This window comes from Amycolatopsis thermoflava N1165 (assembly GCF_000473265.1).
In the GTDB taxonomy this organism is placed as follows: Bacteria; Actinomycetota; Actinomycetes; order Mycobacteriales; family Pseudonocardiaceae; genus Amycolatopsis_E; species Amycolatopsis_E thermoflava.
The window spans coordinates 2,631,706-2,653,067 of record NZ_KI421511.1 but is presented as its reverse complement, the minus strand read 5'-3'; the positions used below and the strand labels follow the sequence as shown (position 1 = coordinate 2,653,067).

General features: G+C 66.4%; 36 protein-coding genes. All 36 read left to right on the top strand.

What is annotated here, in order from left to right:
- Positions 1-46: 46 nt before the first annotated feature.
- The 36 genes from AMYTH_RS0113225 (at position 47) to AMYTH_RS0113015 (ending at position 21,306) form a co-directional block, all read left to right on the top strand.
- Positions 47-427 (top strand): hypothetical protein, encoded by a 381-nt coding sequence (locus tag AMYTH_RS0113225; RefSeq protein ID WP_037322523.1) that lies wholly within the window; start codon positions 47-49, stop codon positions 425-427.
- On the top strand, positions 420-647 hold the full coding sequence (locus AMYTH_RS0113220) for a hypothetical protein (RefSeq protein WP_027930722.1): 228 nt from the start codon (positions 420-422) through the stop codon (positions 645-647). Before AMYTH_RS0113225 ends, AMYTH_RS0113220 begins: the two co-directional genes overlap by 8 nt.
- Positions 644-1,018, top strand: a complete 375-nt coding sequence (locus tag AMYTH_RS0113215; RefSeq protein ID WP_027930721.1) for a DUF6221 family protein — start codon at positions 644-646, stop codon at positions 1,016-1,018. The genes AMYTH_RS0113220 and AMYTH_RS0113215 overlap by 4 nt, the downstream gene beginning before the upstream one ends.
- Positions 1,011-1,310, top strand: a complete 300-nt coding sequence (locus AMYTH_RS0113210; protein WP_027930720.1) for a hypothetical protein — start codon at positions 1,011-1,013, stop codon at positions 1,308-1,310. The genes AMYTH_RS0113215 and AMYTH_RS0113210 overlap by 8 nt, the downstream gene beginning before the upstream one ends.
- A gap of 491 nt (positions 1,311-1,801) precedes the next feature.
- On the top strand, positions 1,802-2,011 hold the full coding sequence (locus AMYTH_RS49510) for a helix-turn-helix domain-containing protein (protein WP_167344584.1): 210 nt from the start codon (positions 1,802-1,804) through the stop codon (positions 2,009-2,011).
- A gap of 268 nt (positions 2,012-2,279) precedes the next feature.
- Complete coding sequence (locus AMYTH_RS44730; RefSeq protein ID WP_037322521.1) at positions 2,280-2,495, top strand: hypothetical protein; 216 nt, start codon at positions 2,280-2,282, stop codon at positions 2,493-2,495.
- 452 nt (positions 2,496-2,947) lie between these two features.
- A complete protein-coding gene (locus AMYTH_RS0113180) occupies positions 2,948-3,532 on the top strand; it encodes a hypothetical protein (protein ID WP_157360596.1) in 585 nt (194 codons plus the stop codon).
- Positions 3,529-3,876 (top strand): DUF6221 family protein, encoded by a 348-nt coding sequence (locus AMYTH_RS47025; RefSeq protein ID WP_051362653.1) that lies wholly within the window; start codon positions 3,529-3,531, stop codon positions 3,874-3,876. The genes AMYTH_RS0113180 and AMYTH_RS47025 overlap by 4 nt, the downstream gene beginning before the upstream one ends.
- Before the next feature lie 368 nt (positions 3,877-4,244).
- A complete protein-coding gene (locus tag AMYTH_RS0113170; protein WP_027930715.1) occupies positions 4,245-4,460 on the top strand; it encodes a hypothetical protein in 216 nt (71 codons plus the stop codon).
- Positions 4,461-4,584: 124 nt separating this feature from the next.
- Positions 4,585-4,839: a hypothetical protein gene (locus tag AMYTH_RS44720; protein WP_157360595.1), complete on the top strand. Its 255-nt coding sequence runs from the start codon at positions 4,585-4,587 to the stop codon at positions 4,837-4,839.
- Between the two features lie 280 nt (positions 4,840-5,119).
- Positions 5,120-5,284: an IDEAL domain-containing protein gene (locus tag AMYTH_RS0113155; RefSeq protein ID WP_167344583.1), complete on the top strand. Its 165-nt coding sequence runs from the start codon at positions 5,120-5,122 to the stop codon at positions 5,282-5,284.
- Positions 5,281-5,427: a hypothetical protein gene (locus tag AMYTH_RS48825; RefSeq protein WP_157360594.1), complete on the top strand. Its 147-nt coding sequence runs from the start codon at positions 5,281-5,283 to the stop codon at positions 5,425-5,427. The genes AMYTH_RS0113155 and AMYTH_RS48825 overlap by 4 nt, the downstream gene beginning before the upstream one ends.
- Positions 5,427-5,585: a hypothetical protein gene (locus AMYTH_RS48820; RefSeq protein ID WP_157360593.1), complete on the top strand. Its 159-nt coding sequence runs from the start codon at positions 5,427-5,429 to the stop codon at positions 5,583-5,585. Before AMYTH_RS48825 ends, AMYTH_RS48820 begins: the two co-directional genes overlap by 1 nt.
- On the top strand, positions 5,582-5,851 hold the full coding sequence (locus tag AMYTH_RS0113140; RefSeq protein ID WP_027930711.1) for a hypothetical protein: 270 nt from the start codon (positions 5,582-5,584) through the stop codon (positions 5,849-5,851). The genes AMYTH_RS48820 and AMYTH_RS0113140 overlap by 4 nt, the downstream gene beginning before the upstream one ends.
- A 13-nt stretch (positions 5,852-5,864) precedes the next feature.
- Complete coding sequence (locus tag AMYTH_RS0113135; RefSeq protein ID WP_027930710.1) at positions 5,865-6,077, top strand: hypothetical protein; 213 nt, start codon at positions 5,865-5,867, stop codon at positions 6,075-6,077.
- Positions 6,078-6,877: 800 nt separating this feature from the next.
- On the top strand, positions 6,878-7,078 hold the full coding sequence (locus tag AMYTH_RS0113130) for a hypothetical protein (protein WP_027930709.1): 201 nt from the start codon (positions 6,878-6,880) through the stop codon (positions 7,076-7,078).
- A complete protein-coding gene (locus AMYTH_RS0113125; RefSeq protein ID WP_027930708.1) occupies positions 7,078-7,563 on the top strand; it encodes a hypothetical protein in 486 nt (161 codons plus the stop codon). Before AMYTH_RS0113130 ends, AMYTH_RS0113125 begins: the two co-directional genes overlap by 1 nt.
- Positions 7,564-7,994: 431 nt before the next feature.
- Positions 7,995-8,375, top strand: a complete 381-nt coding sequence (locus tag AMYTH_RS47020) for a hypothetical protein (RefSeq protein WP_157360592.1) — start codon at positions 7,995-7,997, stop codon at positions 8,373-8,375.
- The gene (locus AMYTH_RS0113115) at positions 8,323-9,861 is read left to right on the top strand and encodes a terminase (RefSeq protein WP_167344582.1); all 1,539 of its coding nucleotides are present in this window, start codon (positions 8,323-8,325) and stop codon (positions 9,859-9,861) included. The genes AMYTH_RS47020 and AMYTH_RS0113115 overlap by 53 nt, the downstream gene beginning before the upstream one ends.
- On the top strand, positions 9,843-10,016 hold the full coding sequence (locus tag AMYTH_RS48815) for a hypothetical protein (RefSeq protein ID WP_157360591.1): 174 nt from the start codon (positions 9,843-9,845) through the stop codon (positions 10,014-10,016). The genes AMYTH_RS0113115 and AMYTH_RS48815 overlap by 19 nt, the downstream gene beginning before the upstream one ends.
- Positions 10,017-10,019: 3 nt before the next feature.
- Positions 10,020-11,366: a phage portal protein gene (locus AMYTH_RS0113105; RefSeq protein ID WP_027930706.1), complete on the top strand. Its 1,347-nt coding sequence runs from the start codon at positions 10,020-10,022 to the stop codon at positions 11,364-11,366.
- On the top strand, positions 11,363-12,208 hold the full coding sequence (locus tag AMYTH_RS0113100) for an HK97 family phage prohead protease (protein WP_027930705.1): 846 nt from the start codon (positions 11,363-11,365) through the stop codon (positions 12,206-12,208). The genes AMYTH_RS0113105 and AMYTH_RS0113100 overlap by 4 nt, the downstream gene beginning before the upstream one ends.
- 1 nt (position 12,209) lies before the next feature.
- A complete protein-coding gene (locus tag AMYTH_RS0113095; RefSeq protein ID WP_027930704.1) occupies positions 12,210-13,676 on the top strand; it encodes a phage major capsid protein in 1,467 nt (488 codons plus the stop codon).
- Positions 13,677-13,741: 65 nt separating this feature from the next.
- Positions 13,742-14,020: a hypothetical protein gene (locus AMYTH_RS44710; RefSeq protein WP_051362651.1), complete on the top strand. Its 279-nt coding sequence runs from the start codon at positions 13,742-13,744 to the stop codon at positions 14,018-14,020.
- The gene (locus AMYTH_RS0113085; RefSeq protein WP_027930703.1) at positions 14,017-14,415 is read left to right on the top strand and encodes a hypothetical protein; all 399 of its coding nucleotides are present in this window, start codon (positions 14,017-14,019) and stop codon (positions 14,413-14,415) included. Before AMYTH_RS44710 ends, AMYTH_RS0113085 begins: the two co-directional genes overlap by 4 nt.
- 14 nt (positions 14,416-14,429) lie before the next feature.
- Positions 14,430-15,332 carry a LamG domain-containing protein gene (locus AMYTH_RS0113080; protein ID WP_027930702.1) on the top strand — a complete coding sequence of 301 codons (903 nt, stop codon included), beginning with the start codon at positions 14,430-14,432 and terminating at the stop codon, positions 15,330-15,332.
- Between the two features lie 80 nt (positions 15,333-15,412).
- Positions 15,413-15,817: a phage tail fiber protein gene (locus AMYTH_RS0113070; protein WP_027930701.1), complete on the top strand. Its 405-nt coding sequence runs from the start codon at positions 15,413-15,415 to the stop codon at positions 15,815-15,817.
- A gap of 18 nt (positions 15,818-15,835) precedes the next feature.
- Positions 15,836-16,132, top strand: a complete 297-nt coding sequence (locus AMYTH_RS0113065; RefSeq protein ID WP_027930700.1) for a hypothetical protein — start codon at positions 15,836-15,838, stop codon at positions 16,130-16,132.
- Positions 16,133-16,144: 12 nt separating this feature from the next.
- A complete protein-coding gene (locus AMYTH_RS48810) occupies positions 16,145-17,413 on the top strand; it encodes a hypothetical protein (RefSeq protein ID WP_157360590.1) in 1,269 nt (422 codons plus the stop codon).
- A gap of 3 nt (positions 17,414-17,416) precedes the next feature.
- Positions 17,417-17,764 (top strand): hypothetical protein, encoded by a 348-nt coding sequence (locus AMYTH_RS0113045; protein WP_027930699.1) that lies wholly within the window; start codon positions 17,417-17,419, stop codon positions 17,762-17,764.
- Between the two features lie 7 nt (positions 17,765-17,771).
- On the top strand, positions 17,772-18,569 hold the full coding sequence (locus AMYTH_RS0113040) for a hypothetical protein (protein WP_027930698.1): 798 nt from the start codon (positions 17,772-17,774) through the stop codon (positions 18,567-18,569).
- The gene (locus AMYTH_RS0113035; RefSeq protein ID WP_027930697.1) at positions 18,566-19,042 is read left to right on the top strand and encodes a hypothetical protein; all 477 of its coding nucleotides are present in this window, start codon (positions 18,566-18,568) and stop codon (positions 19,040-19,042) included. The genes AMYTH_RS0113040 and AMYTH_RS0113035 overlap by 4 nt, the downstream gene beginning before the upstream one ends.
- Positions 19,043-19,051: 9 nt before the next feature.
- Entirely contained in the window at positions 19,052-19,339 is a 288-nt protein-coding gene (locus tag AMYTH_RS0113030; RefSeq protein ID WP_027930696.1) for a hypothetical protein, read from the top strand.
- 1 nt (position 19,340) lies between these two features.
- Positions 19,341-20,372: a phage tail tube protein gene (locus AMYTH_RS0113025; protein WP_027930695.1), complete on the top strand. Its 1,032-nt coding sequence runs from the start codon at positions 19,341-19,343 to the stop codon at positions 20,370-20,372.
- Positions 20,309-20,929, top strand: coding sequence for a hypothetical protein (locus AMYTH_RS0113020; protein WP_157360589.1), 621 nt, complete (start codon positions 20,309-20,311; stop codon positions 20,927-20,929). Before AMYTH_RS0113025 ends, AMYTH_RS0113020 begins: the two co-directional genes overlap by 64 nt.
- A gap of 8 nt (positions 20,930-20,937) precedes the next feature.
- Positions 20,938-21,306 carry a hypothetical protein gene (locus tag AMYTH_RS0113015; protein WP_027930693.1) on the top strand — a complete coding sequence of 123 codons (369 nt, stop codon included), beginning with the start codon at positions 20,938-20,940 and terminating at the stop codon, positions 21,304-21,306.
- Positions 21,307-21,362 lie beyond the last annotated feature (56 nt).

Here is a 21,362-nt window from a genome sequence, read left to right as displayed (position 1 = left end):
CTGACAGCGACCTGTGTCGCTGCCCCTCTGGAGAGGACCCCGACCAGTGACTGACGATGTGCGCCGGCGCATGGAGAGCATGCGTCGGGTGGAGCAGACCAAGCAGGAGCATCCCTTCCCGGGCGAGTACGAAGAGGTGCTCGGGGACCGCGAGCGCGCGGTGAAGTTCATCGAACTCGTGGCTGCTGCCTATGCGTCTGCGAAGTTCGACGCTCCCGCCACCTACGCCCCGGGCGTGAAGCGCTCAGCTCGCGTGGTCCTGTCCAAGCCCCTGCGGACTGCTCAGCAGCTGCGGGTCGCAGCGGCCTGGGCGCTGCGCTGGCTCGCGAACCATCCCGACATGCTCACCCCTTCCCGGCTGCGATCTTTCGCGGCAGTGGTTGAAGGGGCCCGCCCCTCTGGAGAGGACACACCCACCCATGCCTGACAAGACGAAGTCCGATGCGCTCGACACCCTGACGTGGGCGGTCGGCTGCGCTATCGCCGCGATGGTGTTCGACTTGGCCCGCGAGATCACCGATGTTGCGTGGCTCGGTGTGCCAGCGCTGGCCGCGAAGATGGGCACTTGGGTGTTCCTGCTGTGGGGGCTTGCCCTTCTGCGGCGCGAGCGGTCGGCGAAGCACGCCAAGGATGGTGATCGGCCGTGAGTGACACTGAGGCTCTGATCGCGTTCCTCCGCGCCTGTCTTGATGAGGACTGGAACTGCGCTGCCGCCGCCGGGCACGGCTTCGGGCATCTGCCGCTACTCACCGAGCACAACGGCGGCTGGACCCGCCTGGATCTGGACGAGAACGTACGCCCTAGCTACGACGTGCGCTACCTGAAGTGGTTCGACCCGCACCGCATGATGGCGGAGGTGGAGTCCAAGCGCCGCATCCTCGACCTGATCGAGCCTCCTTTGCGCGGGGTCTACGTCGACGAGGGCGAGCAGGTCATGGCACAGCAGCTACTTCGCGTCCTCGCCGTGGCTTTCCGGGGTCGTTCTGGGTTTCAGGAGGAGTGGGCACCCCATGACTGACTCGTGGGTGCGCGCGACTGATCCGCCGTCGCTGTGGGTGGAGGTGCTGCGGAAGCGTGTCCCGATCGCCTTGCCCAGCTTCCACCTGCCTCGAACGGATCTGGTCACCATGATGTGGGACTGGCAGGCACCAGGAACGACGCTGCGGGTGGAGGTGTTCCAGGGGCACGTCTCCAGCGCGGCGGCACCACCCGAATGTCCGCAGGACAGGACACCGCTGGCGCATGTGCTGGTGCGTCCGAACACGACGGGCATCACCGCCGACGACATCACCCCTGTGGAGGGACCGTGACTGACTTTTCGCGTCATGAGGTGTGGCGACACAACCCCCAACCGGCTGGGGACTCCATCCCGGCCAGGTTGTCCCGGGGCCGGGTCATCCTCCCGGACGGTGTGAGCGACCGGGCGCGGGAACTCGCGGCCCGCATCGCTGGCGGTGACGCCGAGGTGTACACCGCGTCGGAATGGATCGCGGCGGGCGGGGAGCTATCGGCGGGGGACGCCCGCCAACTTAATTACCAGGAACCGTCCATCAGTGACGGCGGCCCCGGAGGGTCCTGGTCCGACTTCCTGGCCCGCCTCGATGCAGCGATCGGAGACGAACCGTGACTGAGCTTGCTAGCGAGCATGCCGCGCTATGTCCGCATGGGGAGGTGCGGTGGCATTGCCACCCCTGCGCCCAAGACTCCACCGCGGCTGCTTCTGAGCCTGTGCCGACCCTCCCTACCGCCTCGAACGGGGTGGCGGGGGGTGAATGGTTCCCGTCGTATGAGGAGACCGTCGTTGGCGACTGAACCCCACACGCTGGTGGCCGAACTCGTCGCCACCCGCAAACGCCTCGGCATCTCGCAAGAGGAGATCGCCGACCGCATGGGCATGCAACGACCGCAGGTGTCGATGTTCGAGACAGGCCGACGCGAACCACGCCTGTCCACCCTGATGCGATACGCCGACGCTCTTGGGGCTCGCCTGGGCATCGAGGTGACTGGGTGAAGCCCCTGCACGCCTGCGAACCACCCATCACCATCCGCACGATCGCGATCCACATGTTGGGGGAGGAGTCCGAACACACCCACATCGACCCGGACGGATCGGCTGGCGGCGTGTGGCGCTGCCGCTGCCGGGCGCTGTGGCTGCTCCGCCCCATCTGCGACATGTGCAACCAGGTGGGCCGGTTCTGGAACCACCCCGGCCTCCACCTACCGGGCCGCATGTGGCGACCCGCCACCCCATGGCAGCGACTCACCCACTGGAGGACCAAGTGACCGTGCTCAACAGCCAAACCGGGGACGACATCATCGGGTTCGCCTCCCGCGGCACCGCGCTCCTCAAAGGCGCCGGCGAGGTGGACCCAGACACCGCCCGGAAAGCGGCGCTGTTCGTCGCCGCCCACGCCGATGACGCCGAGGACTGCGCCCAGCTACTCGACATGCTCGGCCTGATCCAACTCCCACACGAACCCCCCGTTGTGCCCTGAGGGGCTGCATTTGATGACGGAGGAGAACCGCAAGGTGTACCAGCCGGGGCACAGCCCGAAGTGTCGAAGATGCGACAACACCCGCCGGAAGGCTCTACGAGACGAGGAGGGCAAGTGAGCACGGCCCCGAAGGTGAAGCCTGGCACCGCGAGGGCGATGGGCATCCGGAAGGGACACCCGCCGCAGCATCAGATGCTGCTGCTTCTCTCACCCGACGTGTCCCCGGAGGATGTGGTTCGTCTGGTTCAGGAGACCGAAGCCGGGGGGATGCTCGCCCGCCCGCTCATCGCCGCGAAGGTCCCTGAGCCCACATTTGCGCAGCGGTGGGTGCCGTACAGCCTGCGCCGCCGTGTCGCCCTGTGGAGGTCCCGATGAGCGTGTGTGTGGCGTGCCCGTCGAACCGGCAGCACCGAGCCGATGTTGGGCACGTGTGCCACCCCTGTCTGGACAGGGTGCGGGGACAGCTGCGGGAGATCGAACTCTATGCGTCGGTGTTGACGGCGGAGAAGGGATCCACCCCAGGTGGCCGGCGGGCACCAGGGTTCCGGTCCACCAGCCCCGCCAGGGACGAGGTGATCGTCGCCCGAGATGTGCGCTCGAAGGCGTGGGGCGACGGGCCGGACGACACCGACACCCGCCTGCGGTCGATCCTCGGCACCCTCCACGGCCTCTCCACCGCTGTGAGGGAGGAGTTTAACCGGCCCACCCCACCCGAACCGCCCACGATCATGTCGGAAGTTCGGTTCCTCACCGACTGGTGCGGCAAGCGGGCCGAGTTGGACGGGTTCGACGAGTTCGCGCAGGAGATCCGCGAACTCCACAACCTCGTCCGCGGCCTGTCACCCCTCGCCGACCCCACCCGCACCCGCAAACTGGGGCCTTGCCCCGAGGACGAGTGCGGCGGGGTGGTGTACGCCGAAACCGACGGCAACAAGGCTTGGTGCACCCAAGGTCACGAGTGGGACCGAAGGTACTGGGCGTGGTTGGGTAGGCGGATCGAAGAAGCAGCACAGCACTACAAAGGGGAGACCAGATGACCACGGACGACCTGATCGCGTTCCTCCGCGCCCGCCTTGCCGCGCTGGAAGCTCGTGCGGAGCATCTCCACGAGGGGCAGGGCTGCTCAGCGCATTCCGAGTTCTCCTGGGGCTACGAGTACAACGCGCAGGACTGCGACTGCGGCGAGCCTCAGCGCGTGCTGGCCGAGGTGGACGCCAAACGGCAGATCGTCGAGCGCTGCATCGGGGTCATCGCCGAGCAGAACAACCATCTGATCGGTCTCGACGAGGTCGGAGGCATCCCACTTGCGGAAGACACGCTGAAGCTGCTCGCTCTGCCCTACGCCGAGCACCCGGACTACCGCGAGGAATGGCGACTGTGAGGCCGCGCCGCCAGGTGGTCGAGACCGACACCGGATGGTCGGTCACCGACTCCGACTTCACCACCACTGACCGCGCCCTAGCCGAAGCTACGCGCGACGAACTTGACCGTGTGGCCCCGTTGCCGTGCCCACACAATGGCGATCTCCTCGAGCTCCGTAAGCTGGGCGACGTGTGGCCGCGCTATCTGTGTGGTGACTGTGGCATGTGGTTTGGCCATGATGATCCGGTGGTTGCCAAACGCGGAGGTTGTTGGCCGTGATCCCTCGCCGTCAGCAGCGAGCAGAGCTGGCTACGGAGACGGAGTAGTGGCTACCCGACTGGTGGTCTTCTCTCCGGCGTTGCCGGTCCATTGTGGGACAATCACAGTGTGACGGATCGCCTGGTTCTGCTGGACACCGAAGCGCTCTCCTTCCACTACTCCGTGCCCGCCGCGACACTCAGGTATTGGGCGATGCAGGACGGGTGGACGAAGTACGGCACCCGCCGCACCCGCCAGTGGAACCTCGATGAAGTCGAAGCCTCGTTCGTGCGCCGTCGCGCACCTGAGCTGGCTGTGACACTCGGCGTGTCGCTTGCCACTTGACCAGCGCCAACGTATCGTCCCTCATGGTCATGAAGTGTCGGCTTCACGACCCCAGCCCCCTCAGTGCGTCACGCGCGAGGGGGGCTTCTTCATGTCGGGGGTGGGCTTCAACTCGGAGGTCTGCATGAACCCCAACATCATCTGGCCTGTGGTGACGGGTGGCTTCCTGGTCGCGTTCGGCGTGTTCGAAGCCCTCGCGATCCGCAACGGCGACCGGGACCGGGCCGCCGGCAAACCGTCGGGCACCTACACGGCGTGGATCCGCCGAACCCTCGGCCTGGACCCAGCACGGTGGTGGCGACCGATCGGCATCGCCGGGTTCGCCTCGTTCATGGTGTGGTTCTTCGGCCACATCCTGTTCGGCATCTGGAACGCCTGACACTGGCTCATGGCCCGGAACCGGCAGGAGCACTACTGCATCGCCGACAACCTCCTGAAGCGTGTCGAGATGTCCCAGACCTACATCAAGCAGGGCCGGGTAGCGCCGGAGGACAGGGACACGTTGGAGCTTGCCCGCACTCACGCGCTGATGGCGTCGCTGAGGGTCGAACAGGACCACGTGGACCGGTGGAACGGCTCGATGGATCGACTCTTGTGACCTGCGGAAAGTCTCACTTCCCCACCGGCGGGTAAGAACGATCATGGGGATGGTGAGGGTCATGACCCCAGCTGTGCTGGACCAGCAGATCACCCTGACCCTGCGTCGTATCGACCGGGCATTGGATGTGCGGAACCGGCACATGTTCCACGCCCTCTGCCAGAGCCTGGCCGCGTTGAAAGCCCAGCGTCGCCGTGCCACAGCCGCGGTAGGAGCCACGACATGACCGAACCCTGGTACGCCCAAGGCGGCCCGATCCCAGCGGGCCACGTCACCGTGGTGAACGAGACGGCGTGCGCTCGCCGCGTCTACACCCGACAGGACATCGAAGACCTCATCGAGTCTGGTGGAAGCGAGGGAGACGACTAGTGACCCCGCAGCTGCATGCCTTTCTGCTGTCCCTCGCTGTCGCTCTCGTCGGCATCGGCCTCCTGATCTCCCACCCCACCGCCACCCGCGTGTGTATCGCCCTCGGCACCATCTTGGCCGGCGTGGTGTTGGTGAACGACGCCCTCCAACTGGCATGACCCTGTTCGACTCCACCCACCGTGGCGCGTCGATCCAGGTCGATGTGGAGGGCCGGTGCAAGGTCCAGTTGGACGGGCACGACATCACCCAAGGCATCACCGGCGTCACGCTGGAGATCAGCCAAGGCCTGTACCCGCGGCTCGTGCTCGACCTCAGCGCGCTTGAGGTGGATGTGACCACGGACGGGCAGATCGGGGTTGTGATCCCCGACGCCACAGCCGAGGTCCTCACACGGCTCGGCTGGGCACCACCACCACAACCCTGACAGGGAGGCCGACGTGTTGAAGCTGCTGCGCGAGATCCGGGACCTGATGAGGTCCATCAACCACCACCTCGAGGTCGCGGCACAACCACGCTCGATCAACATTGACCCCAACCACGTCCTGACGTGGGAGCAGCTGCAGGAGCTCTCCGACAAGATGTCGAAGCACACCACCTACTCGAAAGGTGGACCGTTGATCGCGCACCGCTACGAGTCATTCAAGGACTGATGTCCCGCACAGAGGCCACACGCGCGGGCAGGGTCGGTAGACCGTGGCGTGAGGTCTCGGCCGCGGTGTACGCGGAGGAGAACCACTGCTGGCTGTGTGGCGGGTTCGTCGACCAGCGCCTACCGCCCACGCACCGCCTGTCCCGCTCGGCTGACCATCTGGTGCAGCTGCAACACGGCGGACACCCCACACAGCGCCAGAACCTTCGCCTCGCGCACCTCGGCTGCAACTCGGGCCGTTCGAACGCTCTACGTGGCCTACAGCCCCACGAATGCGCCTGCTCGGTGGGCAGGCCGTGCGCCCGCCTGAATCCGAACCAGAAGCGTGGTCTGGTGACCGTAGACCTGAACGAGGTGTGACCGATGCTGTCCACGATCGACATAACCGAGTTCACACGCATCGTCGGGCTCGACCTGACCGACGAGCAGACCGCAGACCTACGGGAGATGCTCCAACAGCGCCGACACCGGCAAGCGGATCAAGTTCGTATGCACCAGCTATGCCGGGTCAGTGCGCGGCCATGTCGCCGACCTGTTGATCCTCGATGGCTCAGGCCGACGGGAAGACCTGCTACCGACGGTGGCGTCCAGACCCAACCCGCAGATCGTGTACGTCTGAGAGCCCAGGAGGGCAGCGATGAGCGACCGGGACTTCTGATGGGCCAGCAGGCGGCGCGTAACCCTGGCACCACACCACGCCAGCCAGCGGACCCACCGCCGCCGCCACCTGGCCGTGCTGGTGTGTCCACCCGCAAGCGCTGCTGCTGCCACTGCACCTGCCACAAGTAGGAGACCCCTCTGATGGACGAGCAGACACCGGCAGTGGTTGAGGCCATCACACGTATCCACCTCGAACCAGGTGACGTGCTCGCCGTCCGCTGCCCAGCCGACTACGACACTGCGTCGCTTGCCCGACTGCACGGCATGCTCGCCGAGTTGGTACCCAATCATGAGGTGATCGTGGTGAGCGGGGACGTCGAGTTCACGGCCATCAACCGCTGATGCGCATCGTGGTACTCGCCGGCCCACCGTGCTCGGGCAAGACCACCCTGGCCCACACCATCGCCAAGCGTGAGGACGTGGTGTTGGACTACGACCACATCGCCCAAGCCCTCGGTTCGCCAGTGGAGTGGATACACCCCGAGCCCTACCGCACCCAGGCAGAGCAGCACATGCAGGCCGCTATCGCCCAGGCCTACCACCACCCAGCCCACGGCACGGCATGGGTGCTGCGCACCGCCCCACACCCAACCTCACGCCAAGCCCTAGCCCAACGGTGGCGTGCCCAGATGTATGTGCTCAACCCAGGCAAGACCGTGTGCGAGCAGCGCGCCCTGGACACTGGCAGGCCACGTGGCACCCGCACCCGGATAGGCCAGTGGTACCACCGCTACCAGCCTTGGCTCGGTGACTTGGACCCTGGCCTGCTCCACCCCGACTGGGCCAACCCCCGAGGCACCGTGGCCCTGGACCCTGGCACAGTGTGACCCACCAACCACCACGCACTCGGCCATCAAAGCCGCAGGTCAAAGCCACATGATGACCACAGTGGACGGACGAGCACTGTCCGATGTGGATGGTCTCGGCGACTGCCGATAGGCCGTTTCCGCAGGTCAGAGCCATGTTGGTGAATAACCAACCAGATGCACCGAGGTAACGGGGGGTACCCACCCCGTCGAGAAAGATCCACAACGGAGACCCCACTCCACCGCTCCCGTCAAATCTCCCCCCGGAATGATCTCTGGAGGTCGTGATGGCCGATGCCACTGCGGCCTCGCGTGCGCGCGCGTACCGGGACCGGCGCAGGCGTCATGAGCAGGGAGATCACTCCCGATGCGTGGTCGGGAACTGCGCGGTCATCACGCCCGAGGCCGTTACGTCACCCGTAACGCCTGAGGAGTCCGTAACGGGATCCAGCGTGCCCGTGGATGAGATGGGGCTGTCCAGCCGTGGTCGGCGGCTCTGGGACCAGATGACAGCCGCCTGGCAGCCCTCCCCGCTGCACCGGGAGATGCTGCTCGAAACCTGCCGCATGGCGGACCGGCTCGAGCGGCTGGACCGGCATTTGAAGGGCGAGGACTGGTTGCGGTTCTGGTCCCGCAACGACGACGGGTCCCGTGTCGAGGTCGTCGTGGACAAGCTGCTGACCGAGTCGCGGGAGCTGCAGAGCGCGTTCCGGATGGCCGTGACGGACTTGGTGAAGGCCGCCGGCGCTCAGAAGCCGCAACCGAAGGGTGGTGGGGTGCTTGCTGACCTCGCCGCCAAGCGTGCTGCGCGGAGCGCTCACACCGCGGGTTGAGTCCCGGCCTGACAACATCGTCGGCTCGTTCGGCGACCTCGCCGCGGACCTGATGGAGGCGGCGGGGAAGCCGCTGGAGCCGTGGCAGAAGGACAGCGTCGACCTGATGCTGTCGACGCGACCGGATGGCAAGTGGGCGTGCTACGAGTACGCGGAGTGGGTCGCCCGCCAGAACGGCAAGGGCGGGCTGGGGGAGGCCCGCGCGCTGGTCGGGTTCTTCGTCCTCGGCGAGGAACTGATCATCTGGTCGGCGCACGAGTACAAGACCGCGATGGAAGCGTTCCGCAAGATGCGGAAACTCATCCGCGCGCTGGGCACCCCGATCAGTGACACGCTGGTCGAGGTCGACGGCGTGATGGTGAAGATCTCCAACACCAACGGCGAAGAGGGCTTCGAACGACTCGACACCGAACAGCGGATCAAGTTCGTCGCCCGCTCGAAGGGGTCCGGTCGAGGGTTCTCCGGTGACTTGAACGTCATCGACGAGGCGTTCGCCTACACCCCAGAGCAGGCGGAGGCGTTGGGGCCGACGCTGATCGCCCGCCCGAACGCGCAGATCGTGTACCTGTCGTCGCCGCCGTTGACGGGTGACACGGGCGAGGTGATGTACGAGCTCAAGGAGCGCGCCGAGAAGGGCGGAGACGACTCCCTCGGCTACCGCGACTGGGGACTCCCCGGGGACCTCGAGGACATCCACGTCAAAATCGACATCGACGACCCGCAGAACTGGGCGTACTCCAACCCGGCGCTGGGGTTGGGGCGCGTCACCTTGGAAACCATCCGCCGGCTGCGGAAGATGCTGTCGGCGAACAAGGGGCGTGGGTTCGCTCGTGAGGTGCTGGGGTTGTGGCCGCGGCGCATCACCGGCGGTGGCGCGATCGACGTGGTGTGGTGGAACACCAAGCTGCATGACCCCGAGTCGCGGCGTGACGGTGACGTGGCGATCGCGATCGACATCGCCCCGCAGCGGGACTACGCCGCCATCGCGCTCTACGGGATCCGCGCCGACGGTCTGGGGCACACCCAGTTGTTGGACTACCGGCCGGGCACGAACTGGCTTGTTGACCGGATTCGCGAGTGGAACGAAGCGCTCAACCCGGTGGCGATCGCGGTTGGCCGCGCCGTGGGAGCTTCCCTCGGTGTCGACCTGGAAAAGGTCGGGATCACCAAGACCGAAGACCCCGAGTACCCGAAACGTGGGGATCTGGTGGTCACGACCGCGACGGAGATGACCGCCGCAACGGGCCAGATCCTCGACGCGGTCAAACAAGCCTCGTTCCGGCACATCGGCCAGGACGAGCTCGACGCCTCCGTGGCGGGAGCGAAAACCAAGCAGACCGGGGACAGCTTGATGTGGGCCCGAAAAGAAGCCGACGCCGACACCTCACCACTCGTGGCGGTGTCCCTGGCGCGGTGGGCATACGAGTCCAGGGCTCACCTGGTGGACAAGGAACAGGAGGTTGAGCCGTGGGCCGTGTTCGGCTGAACCGGCACCTCCTGTCCCGCCTCACCGTCCTCGGTGGTCTCACCGTCGCCCTCTCCGGTGTGTACCTGCTGTGGGGGTTGGCGATCGTGCTGTTCGCGGGCGGGTTGGTGGCGGTCGCGTGCGGGCTGTTCCTTATCGACGTGGACCGGAGGTAGCACGTGGCTAACCTGATCCGGTCTTTGATGGGCCGGCCGGAACGCGCCATCACCACCATCGACGACTACGCCACCGCCCTGAACCAGTTCGTGTACCAGGGCAACGCCTACGGGCTGGGTGGTGTTCAGCAGACGCTCCGCGGATCCACCGAGAAGATTTCGAACGACCTTCGTGGCTACGCCTCGTCGGCGTACGCGTCGAACGGTGTGGTGTTCGCCTGCATGCTGGTCAGGCAGCTGGTGTTCTCCGCCGTGCGGTTCCAGTGGCAGGGACTCTCGGGTGGTCGACCTTCAGGGTTGTTCGGCACCACCGAGTTGGAGCCGTTGGAGACGCCGTGGCGCGGCGGCACCACGCAAGACCTCCTTGCCCGGATGATCCAGGACGCGGACCTCGCCGGGAACAGCTACTGGACCGTGGTCGACAGCGAGTTGGTGCGGCTACGCCCCGACTGGGTTGAGATCGTCCTCGAACCGCGCACAACACCGAACGGTGTCGTCGGGTTCAAGAAGATCGGCTACGTCTACTACGAAGGCGGGATCACGGGCAGCCGTGAACCGTCCGCCGTGTTCCTGCCTGACGAGGTGGCGCACTTCGCGCCAATCCCCGACCCCCTCGCCACCTACCGGGGCATGTCGTGGCTCACCCCCGTGCTGCGGGAGATCGCGAACGACAAGTCGATGGGGACGCACAAGTCGAAGTTCTTCGACAACGGCGCAACCCCCAACATGGTCATCAAGCTGGACAAAGCGATCTCGCTGGAGAAGTTCGCCCAGTTCAAGGACCGGTTCGAGGCCACCCACCGCGGCCCTGAGAACGCCTACAAGCCGCTGCTTGTCGGTGGTGGCGCGGACGTCACCGTGGTCGGGAACGACTTCAAGCAGATGGACTTCAAGGAAGTCCAGGGCCACGGCGAAACCCGCATCGCTGCTGCCGCCGGTGTCCCCCCAGTCATCGTGGGCCTGTCAGAAGGTTTGGCCGCGGCGACCTACTCGAACTACGCGCAAGCCCGCCGCCGGTTCGCGGACGGCACCATGCACCCGCTATGGCAGAACGCCGCCGGGTCCCTCGCCACACTGATCCCGCCACCGAAGGGCGCTGCGCGGCTCTGGTACGACGCGCGCGACGTGCCGTTCCTGCGAGAAGACCGCAGAGACGCCGCCGAGATCCAAAACCGGCAAGCCAACACCATCAAGCAACTCATCGACGCCGGCTACGAACCCGAGACCGTGATCCGAGCGGTCGACTCCGAGGACTGGACGTTGCTGCGGCACACCGGTCTGTACTCCGTTCAGCTGCAAGCGCCGGGCACCACAACGCCCGCAACCCCTTCCGAGGAGGTGGCTCCGTGAGCCTGGCGATCCAGTCCAGCCTGATCCGGTCCATCCCGTTCACCCTGGAACGAGCCGACGACGAGGGTGACGGGCACACACTCGAGGGCTACGCCGCGGTGTTCGACACCCCCACGCGCATCGACTCGTGGGAAGGCACGTTCGACGAGCAGATCCAGCGGGGCGCGTTCCGCAAGTCCATCAGGGAACGCACCCCGGTGATGCAGTTCGACCACGGCCGCCACCCCATGATCGGCTCCATCCCGATCGGGGTCATCAACTCCCTGTCCGAGGACGATCAGGGGCTGCACGTGGTGGGGCGGCTGTCGGACAACTGGCTCATCGAACCCGTCCGGCAGGCCATCGCCGACGGGGCAGTGGACGGCATGTCGTTCCGGTTCGAGGTCGTGCGCGAGGAATGGCGCGACATCAACGGGAAAGTCATCCGCGACCCCAAGGAACTGATGCAGCTCCTGTGGGAACCCGGCGACCGCGGCCCCCTCGTGCGCACCTTGAAAGAGGTGAAGGTCGCCGAGCTCGGCCCCGTGGTGTTCCCCGCCTACCGCGAAACCACCGTCGGTGTCCGCTCCGCCGACGACGCCGCCACCGCACGACGCGACACCGTTCGCGAACTCATCACCCTCCAGACCCGCTCGGAGGAGTCCGCGCCGCTCGGAGAGCACCCGGACCCCGACGAGCGCAACGAGACGCCGCCCGACTCTGGGCACGTCGCCACCGGCGCGCCGCTCGCCTCTGAGCACCCGTCAGAACCCACCAGCAACGAAGCCGAACGCCGGCGCGCCAACATCCGCGAAGTGCGGGCGCTGATGCGGGAACGGCTCTCCACGATCCGTGAGGACTGACATGGAACTCTCCCACCCCCAGGCGGTCATCCGCCTGAAGGACATCGAAGCTGAGCTCGAGCGGCTCGAGGCCAAGAACGACCTCACCGCCGAGGACGAGCAGCAGTTCGACGAGCTCACTCGCGAGTTCGCCGAGGTCGACAACCACCGCCGCCAGCTCGAGCGGAAGGCCGCCCTGGAGCGGGTTCGCTCCGCCACCCGCACCACCGAGCGGCAGCCGTCCGCGCTGAAGGTCGAGCGCGGCGTCTCCTACGGCTCCGACGGCTACGACCTGGACCCCATCCTCAACCCCGACTCGGTGGAGGACTGCCGGTTCCGCAACCCGTGGGACCTGTCCGAGGTCCGCACCTTCGACCGCTCGAAGGGGCAGGTGGCGAAGGAGTTTCGCGCCCGCGCCTTGTCGGCGATCGAGAAGATGGGCGGCGCGAACGACCGTGTCCGCGAGGCCGGCACGAACATCATCGAGCAGTTCGACGACGGCGATGCCAAGATCGCACGGCTCGTGCTGGCCACCTCGAGCCCGGAGTACCTGCGGGCGTGGTCGAAGTGCGCGGCCGGTAAGTCGCACATGATCTCGGCGGACGAGCAGAAGGCCCTCGAGCGCGCCATGTCCCTGACGGACAGCGCCGGCGGCTACCTCGTTCCGTTCCAGCTCGACCCCACCGTCATCGTCACGGCGAACGGATCCCGCAACCAGATCCGGCAGGTCGCCCGGCAGGTCGTCGCCACCGGCGACGTGTGGAACGGTGTCAGCTCGGGTGCGGTGTCGTGGAGCTGGGACGCGGAAGCCACTGAGGTTTCCGACGACTCCACCACGTTCGCCCAGCCCACCGTGCCGATCTACAAGGCCGCCGGGTTCGTGCCGATCTCGATCGAGGCGCTGGAAGACGAGGCCAACGTCACCAGCGAGGTCGCGAACCTACTCGCCTTCGGGCGGGACGTGCTCGAGGCCGCGGCGTTCGCCACCGGCACCGGCTCCGGCCAGCCGACCGGCATCGTCACCGCCCTCACCGGCACCGGCTCCGAGGTCGCCGCCACCACCGCGGACACCTTCGCGGCGGCGGACATCTACAAGCTGGACAACGCCCTCCCCGCCCGCTACCGCGCGAACGCGTCGTGGCTGGCCAACCGCGCCATCTACAACCTGGTGCGGCAGTTCGACACCCAGGGCGGCGCGCAGATGTGGGAGCGGATCGGCGCGGACGTGCCGCCGCAGCTCCTCGGCCGGCCCGCGCTGGAGTCGGAGGACATGGACGGCACCGTCACCGCCGCCTCGACGAACTACCTGGCGGTGTACGGCGACTTCTCCAACTACGTCATCGCCGACCGGGTGGGCATGAGCGTCGAGTTCATTCCGCACCTGGTGGGCGCGAACCGTCGCCCGACCGGTCAGCGCGGCTGGTACGCCTACTACCGCGTCGGTGCCGACTCGGTCAACGACGGCGCGTTCCGGATGCTGAACGCCTGACAGTGATCGGGGGGCGCGTCACCGCGCCCCCCGATCACTGGCCCCCGACCGTGAAGGAGTCTGTTGTGGCCATCAAGCGGTGCATCTCCGCTTTCTCCGTTTTCACCGACGGTGTCCCCCGGGTCGTTCCTGGCGGGGCGCTGATCGACGACTCCGACCCCGTCTACAAGGGCCGGGAGTCGTACTTCGAAGCTGTCGAGACCGGTGTGAAGCGTGACCGCCCGGTCGAGACCGCGACCGCCGCGCCAGGGGAGTTGCGGCAGACCGACACGCCGCGCCGTGGGCGTCCGCCGGGCAGCAAGAACAAGCCCAAGGACGAGGAGCCCGACGGGGGCGACAAGTGAGGCGCACCGTCTACTCCAACACCCGTGCGCTGCAAGCTGTCCCGCCGGCGGGTCTGCGCACGAACGGGACCGTGAACGGCACCACGATCGACCGCTGGTCGAACCCGGTGTACTTCAGCTCCGTGATGTTCGTGGTGCACACCGGGACCGTGACCGACGGTTCCCACGCGGTGGCGGTGCAGGAGTCCGACAACGGTTCCGCCTGGTCCGCCGCCGCGGCGGGTGATGTGCAGGGCACCGCCCCCACCATCACCTCCGCGAACGGCAACACCGCCTACGAGGTCGGCTACGTCGGGTCGAAGCGGTACACGCGCATCACCCTCACCACCTCCGGTGCCACCACCGGTGGGTTCGTGGACGCCGTCGCGATCTGCGGTATCCAACCGACTCGTTGATCTGGGGGTAGTCGATGGCGTTGTTGGCTGCCTGGTCATTCGACGAATCCGGGCTCACCGTCGTCGACTACTCCGGGAACGGTCGTTCTTTCACCCTCAACGACTACGTACAGCGCGTCGAGGACGGCCACACCAACCTCGGGTTGCAGTCCAATGGGGGAGGAGCGGTCCCCCTCCCCGACTTCGGGGAGACCGCCAGCCGTTCGGTGATGTTCTGGGTGCGGGAACCGGTGGGGTTCTCGTCGGAGCACTTCATCATCACGTGGGACGTGCCCAGTGTCGGTTCGGCGTGGGGGATCGACCTGGTCAACGGGACACCCCCGAAGCTCCGGTTGTACGGGCGGAACGCCTCCACCGTGGCCTACGCGGAGGTGGACTACCCCGATGACGGCGAGTTCCACCACGTCGCCGGCACCTACGACCAGAACTTCCTCCGCCTCTACCTCGATGGGGTGCTGGCCGGCACCACAGCACTCACCGGTCCGCTGAGGACCGACAGTGACCCGCCGAAGCTGTTCACAGGGTTCACCACAGCGACGATCGACTGTGGCCGGGTGTACGACACCGCGTTGGACATCACCAGCGTCAGGGCGGCGAAAGACACCCCAGTGGAGGGGAACCTCACCGCCGCAGCGGCGCTGGCGGTGACCACGTCGTTCATCAACCGGTGCACCGCCGCCGCGCAACGCTACGCGGCGACCCTCGCCACCCAGCTGATCGGGTCAGGCAGCCAGAACGGCAACGACAAGCTGAAACTGATCCTCGCGCAACAGGTCGCGCTCAACCCCAACGCCTACGGGGAAAGGTTCGCGTGGCTCATCGCCTCCGACGGGTCCATCACCGGTGACCCCCTGGACGAAGTGATCGCCCTCAAAGTGTCAACCCTGTGGGACTTCGTGGCGGGAGTGACGATCTGATGGACAACCAGTGGGTGCTCGTGATCACCGCCGACGCGGAAGTCACCAAAGCCGAAGACATCAAGGAAGAGGACTGACGCATGGCTGTCGGTTTGAGCGCCGCGAACCTGGCGAACGCGTGGCTGAACACGATGCGTGGCGGTGGCGCGGGTACGAACTTCACCGCACCGGCGACGCTGTTCGTGCAACTCCACACCGCTGATCCTGGCGCGTCTGGAACGACGTCGGTGTCCTCAACCACCACTCGGCAGGCGTTGACGTTCGCCGCCGCCTCGGGTGGGTCGATGGCCATCACCGGCACCACCCAGTGGACCAACTGGGCCGGCACCAACGGTGAGGTCGTCACGCACATCTCCGTGTGGTCCGCAGCGTCCGCCGGCACCTTCTACTTCTCCGCCGCCCTCACGGCGTCGAAGACCGTCAACACCGGGGACACGCTCACGCTGTCCACACTGACGTTCGCGCTCACACCGATCGCGGCGTAACACCCGAGGGGGGCCTCTGTGGCTGTTGGGTATCCGAAGAACAAGGACAGCATCGACTCGATCCTCGGCGAGCTGGCGCAGTCGGTGAACCGGAACTTCCGGCGAGCGTCGCAGCTCAAAACCGAGCTCGACGCCTACACCGACACGGCACTCACCAACGCTGGCTACACAGCTGGCGAAGTGACCGCGATCCACACCTTCGCAGCAGATCTGCTGCAGCTGAGCAACATCTACACGGGGTCCGCGGCGCTCGCTTCCGCGAAGGACTTCCGCGCCAGCCTCCGCCCCCTCTGGGGTGTGCTCGGCGACTTCTAACGGGAGGGCCCTGTGGCTGTCGGGTACCGGTCCTCGTCCGCCTCTGGAACCGCCGATACCCAATCGACCTCGTGCGTCGTCCCCGTACCGTCGGGAGCGGCAGCGGGTGACATCGCGCTGCTCGCCATCGAACAGTGGGAATCGTTCGGAGCCACGAACACACCCCCAGCGGGGTTCACGCTCGCCGCTACGGTCGAGAACAGCACCGTGCGGATGCAGGTGTACTGGAAACGCCTCTCCGGCGCGGACACCGGCAACTACACGATCACGTGGACCGGCAACATCTGGAACATGGGGCACTGCATCCTCATCACGGGTGCCGCCGCCTCCGGTGACCCGATCGAAGCCACCAACACCGCATCGTCCGCGTCGGGCACCGGAATACCCAGCACCACCGTCACCACGGTCACACAGGCGTTCCTCGCGCATTTCGCGGCGAACGACAACTCCGGATCCGCAACCCCACCAACCGGGTTCACCGAGGTCCAAGACGGCCAGTACATCCACACCAACTACCGAATCCCCGGCACCACCGGAACCCAAACCGCCTCAGGCGGGACCATCTCCACCTCCGGGATCCACGTCGCCGCTTTGATCGCGGTCAAACCCGACGCGACCGGCTCCCAGACCGCGGACGCCTCCCTCACTGGCACCGCCGGAGTGACCGCGGCCGGGACATCAACGAAACCGGCAGCTGCGACACTGCCGGTGACCGCCACTCGATCTGTGGCGGGAACGTCAACCAAACCAGTCGCTGCGTCCCTAGACGGAACCGCAGCCGTCAGCGCGAGCGGCACAGCAACGAAACCAGCCGCAGCGTCATTGACCGCCACGGCGGCGATCACCGCAGATGCCACGGTGGGGCTAGCTCCGAAACTTGCGGACGCTGCGTTAACTGTCACCGCGGCCCTCAGCGCAACCGCGGCAACCACGAAACCAGCGGCTGCGTCCCGGACCGTTACTGCGGCGCTCACCGCCAGCGCAATCGTCACCGACACCGCCACCGCGACTGTCACCACCACGGCAGGTATCACCGCTGCCGGAGCAGTGACGAAACCGGCCGCTGCGACGCTCACCGTCACCGCAGGAACGACAGCGACACTCGAGTCCTCCGCGGATGTGGACTTCGTCTGCCAAGACTTCGCCGGCACTGCGACCACCGTCGCCTACAGCGGCACTTCGACCCTCGTCGCGCACGCTGGATCGGCCAGCTTGGACGCCTACGGCGGAACCGTGTCCACCGTCAGCCATGGCGGGACAGCATCGATCTGTGGGAGGTAACCGATGGCGGTCTCCGCCCCGCTGACCCTGAACGAGAACAACGACGAGGAAATCCTCGCCACCCTCACCACCAACCAACCCAGCTCAGGAACCCCACTGGATCTCACAGGGAAAACCCTGGAGGTATTCCTCAAAGCCGGCGCGGACACAGCCGACGTGGACGGGTGGAAAGGGCAGTCCACCGGCGGGTCACCGGCGATCACCGTGACGAACGCCGCCGCTGGCCAGGTGTCCATCATGGTGCCCGCCGCCCAAGTCACCACCACGGTGAAGTGGTGGCGGCTCGACGTTCTCTCCGGGGCGCTCCGCAAAACCGCGCTGTACGGCGCGGTCACCGTGAACGACATGTGAGGGGAGCATGGCAGTCGACCTCGGCGACGTGTACCGCTGCACGTTTGCGAACAAGAACCCCTCCGGCACGCTGGTGAACGCGGACACCGTCACCCTCACCATCACCCTGCCCGACGACACCACCACCGTCGTCACCCCAGTCACCCCAACCAGCACCGGGAACTACCAGTACGACTACACCACCGTCCAAGCCGGACGTCACCGAGCCCGCTGGGTCGGGGTTGGCGCCAACCCCGGTGCACATGTCGAGGTGTTCGACGTCCGCCCGGCAGAGGTGCCCTACATCGTGTCGCTGGCGGACGCGAAGGAGCAACTCAACGGAGCGAGCAGCGCCTCCGACGAGGAACTCCGCTTCTTCCTGGAAGGGACCACGGGGGCGGTCGAAGGTCACCTCGGGCAGGCGGTGGTGCGGCGCAACTTCACGGAAGAGGTCGCGGTCACCGGGGGACGCGCGGTTCTCACCTGGTCCCCGGTGGTCGCGCTGATCAGCGCCACCACGGTGGATGGCGTCGTCCTCGACGTGGACGACTTGAACTTGTCACCGTCCGGGGTCGTGTCCGGCATCGGGATTCGAAGCCGGGTCGTGTTCGTCTACAAGGCCGGGATGGCGATCGTGCCCGCCAACGTGGGGCTCGCTGCCCGGATCATCCTGCAGCACTTGTGGGAAACCCAACGCGGATCCTCGGGCGGCGCACGTCCCGGCGGCTTGGGCGACTCGATGCAACTCGGCCAAGGCCACTTCGGATACGCCCTCCCCAACCGTGCCATCGAGCTGCTCGGCGCAGGATTGCCAGGCATCGCATGACCCAGTGGACCTTCCCGGCCGCAGTGGACGCGATCGTGGCGGCGCTGCAGGCAGCGGGGCTCACCGTGTGGGACGGCCCGATCGTCAGCGGCAACTACGACGACGCTGTCTACATCGGCTACGACGGTATTTCTGCCGCCGGTGACGAAGAACCTGCCGGGACAACGACGCAGGAGTGGGCGGCGATCGGGCAGCGGAAACGCGACGAGGAAAACACGATCACCTGCGCTGTGGTCGCTCTCATCGGTGACAGCGAGACGTCGTGGAAACCGGTCCGGGACCGGATCGCGGCGATGGTCGAAACCGTGGGCCAGGTTCTGCGCGATGACAGCGCACTCGGCCCCTCGCTCGGGTTCACCGGGAGGCCCTACTCCATGGCCGAGTGGTCTATCGGTGACTACTTCCAAGAGAACGGCCCCGCAGGGATGCAAGCCCGCCTGCTGTTCACGATCCGCCACAAGACCCGCGTCTGAAGGAGCACCATGCCGAAGTTCAAGCTGCGCGACGACCACCCCGCAGTCGACCTGTATAAGCCCGCAAGCCGTGGCATGGGGTCGTTCCGCGTCGAGCCTGGACAGGAGATCGAGGTCCCTGGAGACCTCGTCACGTCCCGCCCAGAGCCGAAGAAGGGTGAAGAAGCCTTGCCCTCGTTGCCGGAGGACGCCTACATCGTCGCCAACCGCGGCGAGGAGAAGGCGTGGCCCCACGCCGTGTGGGAGCTGGTCACCGAGAAGCCGGCCGTGAAGGCCCCGGCTGTGAAGGAGAACTGACATGGCTACGGGTTCCGGCCTCGACGCCCAACTCATGGTCGCCCAGGAGTCCGCCTGGGGCACCGCGGTCACCGTCACCAGGGGCTACGAGTTTCTCTCCGAGTCGCTCAACCAGGAGATCACCTACACCGACTCGGCCGGTCTGCGGACGGGTACCACGTTCAGGCGCACCGCCCGCACCAAGCAGGCCCGTATCTCCGTCAGTGGGGACATCGAACTGGAGATCCCCACCTTGGGGGCCGGTCTGCTGGTGAAGCACATGCTCGGGTCGAGCGTTACCACTCCTACCCTTGTCGCCGCGTCGGCCTACAAGCAGGTTCACACCCCCGCCGGCATGGCCGGTCTCGGGTTGACCATGCAGGTCGGCCGCCCGGAGCCGGTGTCGCCGTACACGGTTCGGCCGTTCACCTACGAGGGCTGCAAGGTCACCAAGTGGGAGATCTCCCTCAAGGACGGTGGTCTCGCCACCCTCAAGCTGACCGTCGACGGCCAGGCCGAGTCCACCGCGACGGCGTTGGCGACGGCGAGTTTCCTCGCGAACTCGGCTGTGTACAGCTTCAACCAGGCGAGCATCAAACTCGGCGGCACCGCCGCCACCGCCTCGGGCGAAACCACGATCACCGGCGGCACCCAGATGTCCACCGTGGCGAAGTCCATCACCATCTCCGGTGATAACTCCCTCGCCACCGACCGGTACGGCATCGGCAACGCCGGGCAGAAGAAGGAACAGCTGCAGAACGGGATGCAGACCATCACCGTCAAGCTGGACTCCGAGTTCTCCAAGACCGAGCTGTACGACCTGTACACCGCGGGCACCCCCACCCCGATCCAGTTCGACCTCACCGGTGCAGCGATCGGGGCGAACAACTTCCTGTTCTCGGTGATCCTGCCGTCCTGCATCCTGAAGAAGGCCCCGCCCTCGGTGAACGGTCCGGACATCGTGCAGATGTCGACCGAGTGGGAAGCGGAGTGGGACGAAACCAACCCGCCCATCCAGATCAAGATCGTATCGACGGAGTCGACGAACATCTGATGGCCAGGGTGGGGGTCTCGGTATCCAACAGCGGAGCTGACGAGTTCCGGGCCCTCGCCAAGAAACTCCGCCAAGCCGGCCGCAAGGACCTGCGCACGAAGCTGCGTCAGGAGATCCGCCGCGCGGGTCAGCCGGTGCTCAACGACGTGAAGTCCGCGGTGCAGTCGCTGAACGTGAAGGGAACCGGCGGTGGTGGCGTGTCCGCTCGCCGCCGGTTCAACATCGAACGCGCCACCACCGCGAGGGCGAAGAGCGCAGCGGAGCGCCGCGGGGCGGGGTTGCGGGCTGCGGTGGCGAGGGCGACGAAGCTGGAGCAAACCGCGCGTGGTGTGCGGTTCGTGACGCGCTCGAACCAGATGCCGCCCGATCAGAAGAACTTGCCGCGCCACCTCGATTCCGAGAAGGGCTGGCGGCACCCGGTGTTCGGTGACAGGGACACGTGGGTCCACCAGAAGGGTGGCCCGTGGTTCGGGAAAACCATCAAACGCAAGGCACCCGCCTTCCGCAAAGCGGTGCTGGACGCGATGGAACAGATCAAGAACGAGATCGAATCCTAAGGGGAGCCATGCCGAAGTTCGCCATCGAGGACAAAGAGTACGACTACGACGGGAAGATTTCCGTCAAGGACTCGATGTTCATCTTCGAGAAGTCCAAGGTCGGGATCGCCGAGTTCCAGTACGCCATCTTCGGCCAGGGGAACCCGTTCGCGATCGCCGCTTGGGTGTACATCCTCAAGCGCCGCGCCGGCGAAGCGGTCCAGTGGGACGACGTGCTCGAACTGGACCTCCGTACGTTCCGGTTCATCGAGGATGAGGAGGAGCCGAAGCCTCCCACCGATGAGGAGCCGAAGAAGGAGGGCGAGGCGGACCCTACTTCGCCACCTTCGCGGAGCGGTGGAAAAACCCGCAAGAGCGCTACTGGAGCTACCTCGTAGCCCTCACCGAAGTTTTCGGTTTCACACCCCGGGACGTGCAGGAACTCAGCGTGTTC

What these genes read in the sequence shown, in the direction of transcription:
- AMYTH_RS0113030 (WP_027930696.1), top strand. Translation starts at nt 19,052, where the DNA reads ATGCCGAAGTTCAAGCTGCGCGACGACCACCCCGCAGTCGACCTGTAT.
- AMYTH_RS0113220 (WP_027930722.1), top strand. Translation starts at nt 420, where the DNA reads ATGCCTGACAAGACGAAGTCCGATGCGCTCGACACCCTGACGTGGGCG.
- AMYTH_RS44720 (WP_157360595.1), top strand. Translation starts at nt 4,585, where the DNA reads ATGAACCCCAACATCATCTGGCCTGTGGTGACGGGTGGCTTCCTGGTC.
- AMYTH_RS0113045 (WP_027930699.1), top strand. Translation starts at nt 17,417, where the DNA reads ATGGCGGTCTCCGCCCCGCTGACCCTGAACGAGAACAACGACGAGGAA.
- AMYTH_RS0113040 (WP_027930698.1), top strand. Translation starts at nt 17,772, where the DNA reads ATGGCAGTCGACCTCGGCGACGTGTACCGCTGCACGTTTGCGAACAAG.
- AMYTH_RS0113140 (WP_027930711.1), top strand. Translation starts at nt 5,582, where the DNA reads ATGACCCTGTTCGACTCCACCCACCGTGGCGCGTCGATCCAGGTCGAT.
- AMYTH_RS47025 (WP_051362653.1), top strand. Translation starts at nt 3,529, where the DNA reads ATGACCACGGACGACCTGATCGCGTTCCTCCGCGCCCGCCTTGCCGCG.
- AMYTH_RS0113095 (WP_027930704.1), top strand. Translation starts at nt 12,210, where the DNA reads ATGGAACTCTCCCACCCCCAGGCGGTCATCCGCCTGAAGGACATCGAA.
- AMYTH_RS0113015 (WP_027930693.1), top strand. Translation starts at nt 20,938, where the DNA reads ATGCCGAAGTTCGCCATCGAGGACAAAGAGTACGACTACGACGGGAAG.
- AMYTH_RS0113210 (WP_027930720.1), top strand. Translation starts at nt 1,011, where the DNA reads ATGACTGACTCGTGGGTGCGCGCGACTGATCCGCCGTCGCTGTGGGTG.
- AMYTH_RS0113125 (WP_027930708.1), top strand. Translation starts at nt 7,078, where the DNA reads ATGCGCATCGTGGTACTCGCCGGCCCACCGTGCTCGGGCAAGACCACC.
- AMYTH_RS0113155 (WP_167344583.1), top strand. Translation starts at nt 5,120, where the DNA reads ATGACCCCAGCTGTGCTGGACCAGCAGATCACCCTGACCCTGCGTCGT.
- AMYTH_RS0113025 (WP_027930695.1), top strand. Translation starts at nt 19,341, where the DNA reads ATGGCTACGGGTTCCGGCCTCGACGCCCAACTCATGGTCGCCCAGGAG.
- AMYTH_RS0113080 (WP_027930702.1), top strand. Translation starts at nt 14,430, where the DNA reads ATGGCGTTGTTGGCTGCCTGGTCATTCGACGAATCCGGGCTCACCGTC.
- AMYTH_RS0113130 (WP_027930709.1), top strand. Translation starts at nt 6,878, where the DNA reads ATGGACGAGCAGACACCGGCAGTGGTTGAGGCCATCACACGTATCCAC.
- AMYTH_RS48825 (WP_157360594.1), top strand. Translation starts at nt 5,281, where the DNA reads ATGACCGAACCCTGGTACGCCCAAGGCGGCCCGATCCCAGCGGGCCAC.
- AMYTH_RS0113035 (WP_027930697.1), top strand. Translation starts at nt 18,566, where the DNA reads ATGACCCAGTGGACCTTCCCGGCCGCAGTGGACGCGATCGTGGCGGCG.
- AMYTH_RS0113070 (WP_027930701.1), top strand. Translation starts at nt 15,413, where the DNA reads ATGGCTGTCGGTTTGAGCGCCGCGAACCTGGCGAACGCGTGGCTGAAC.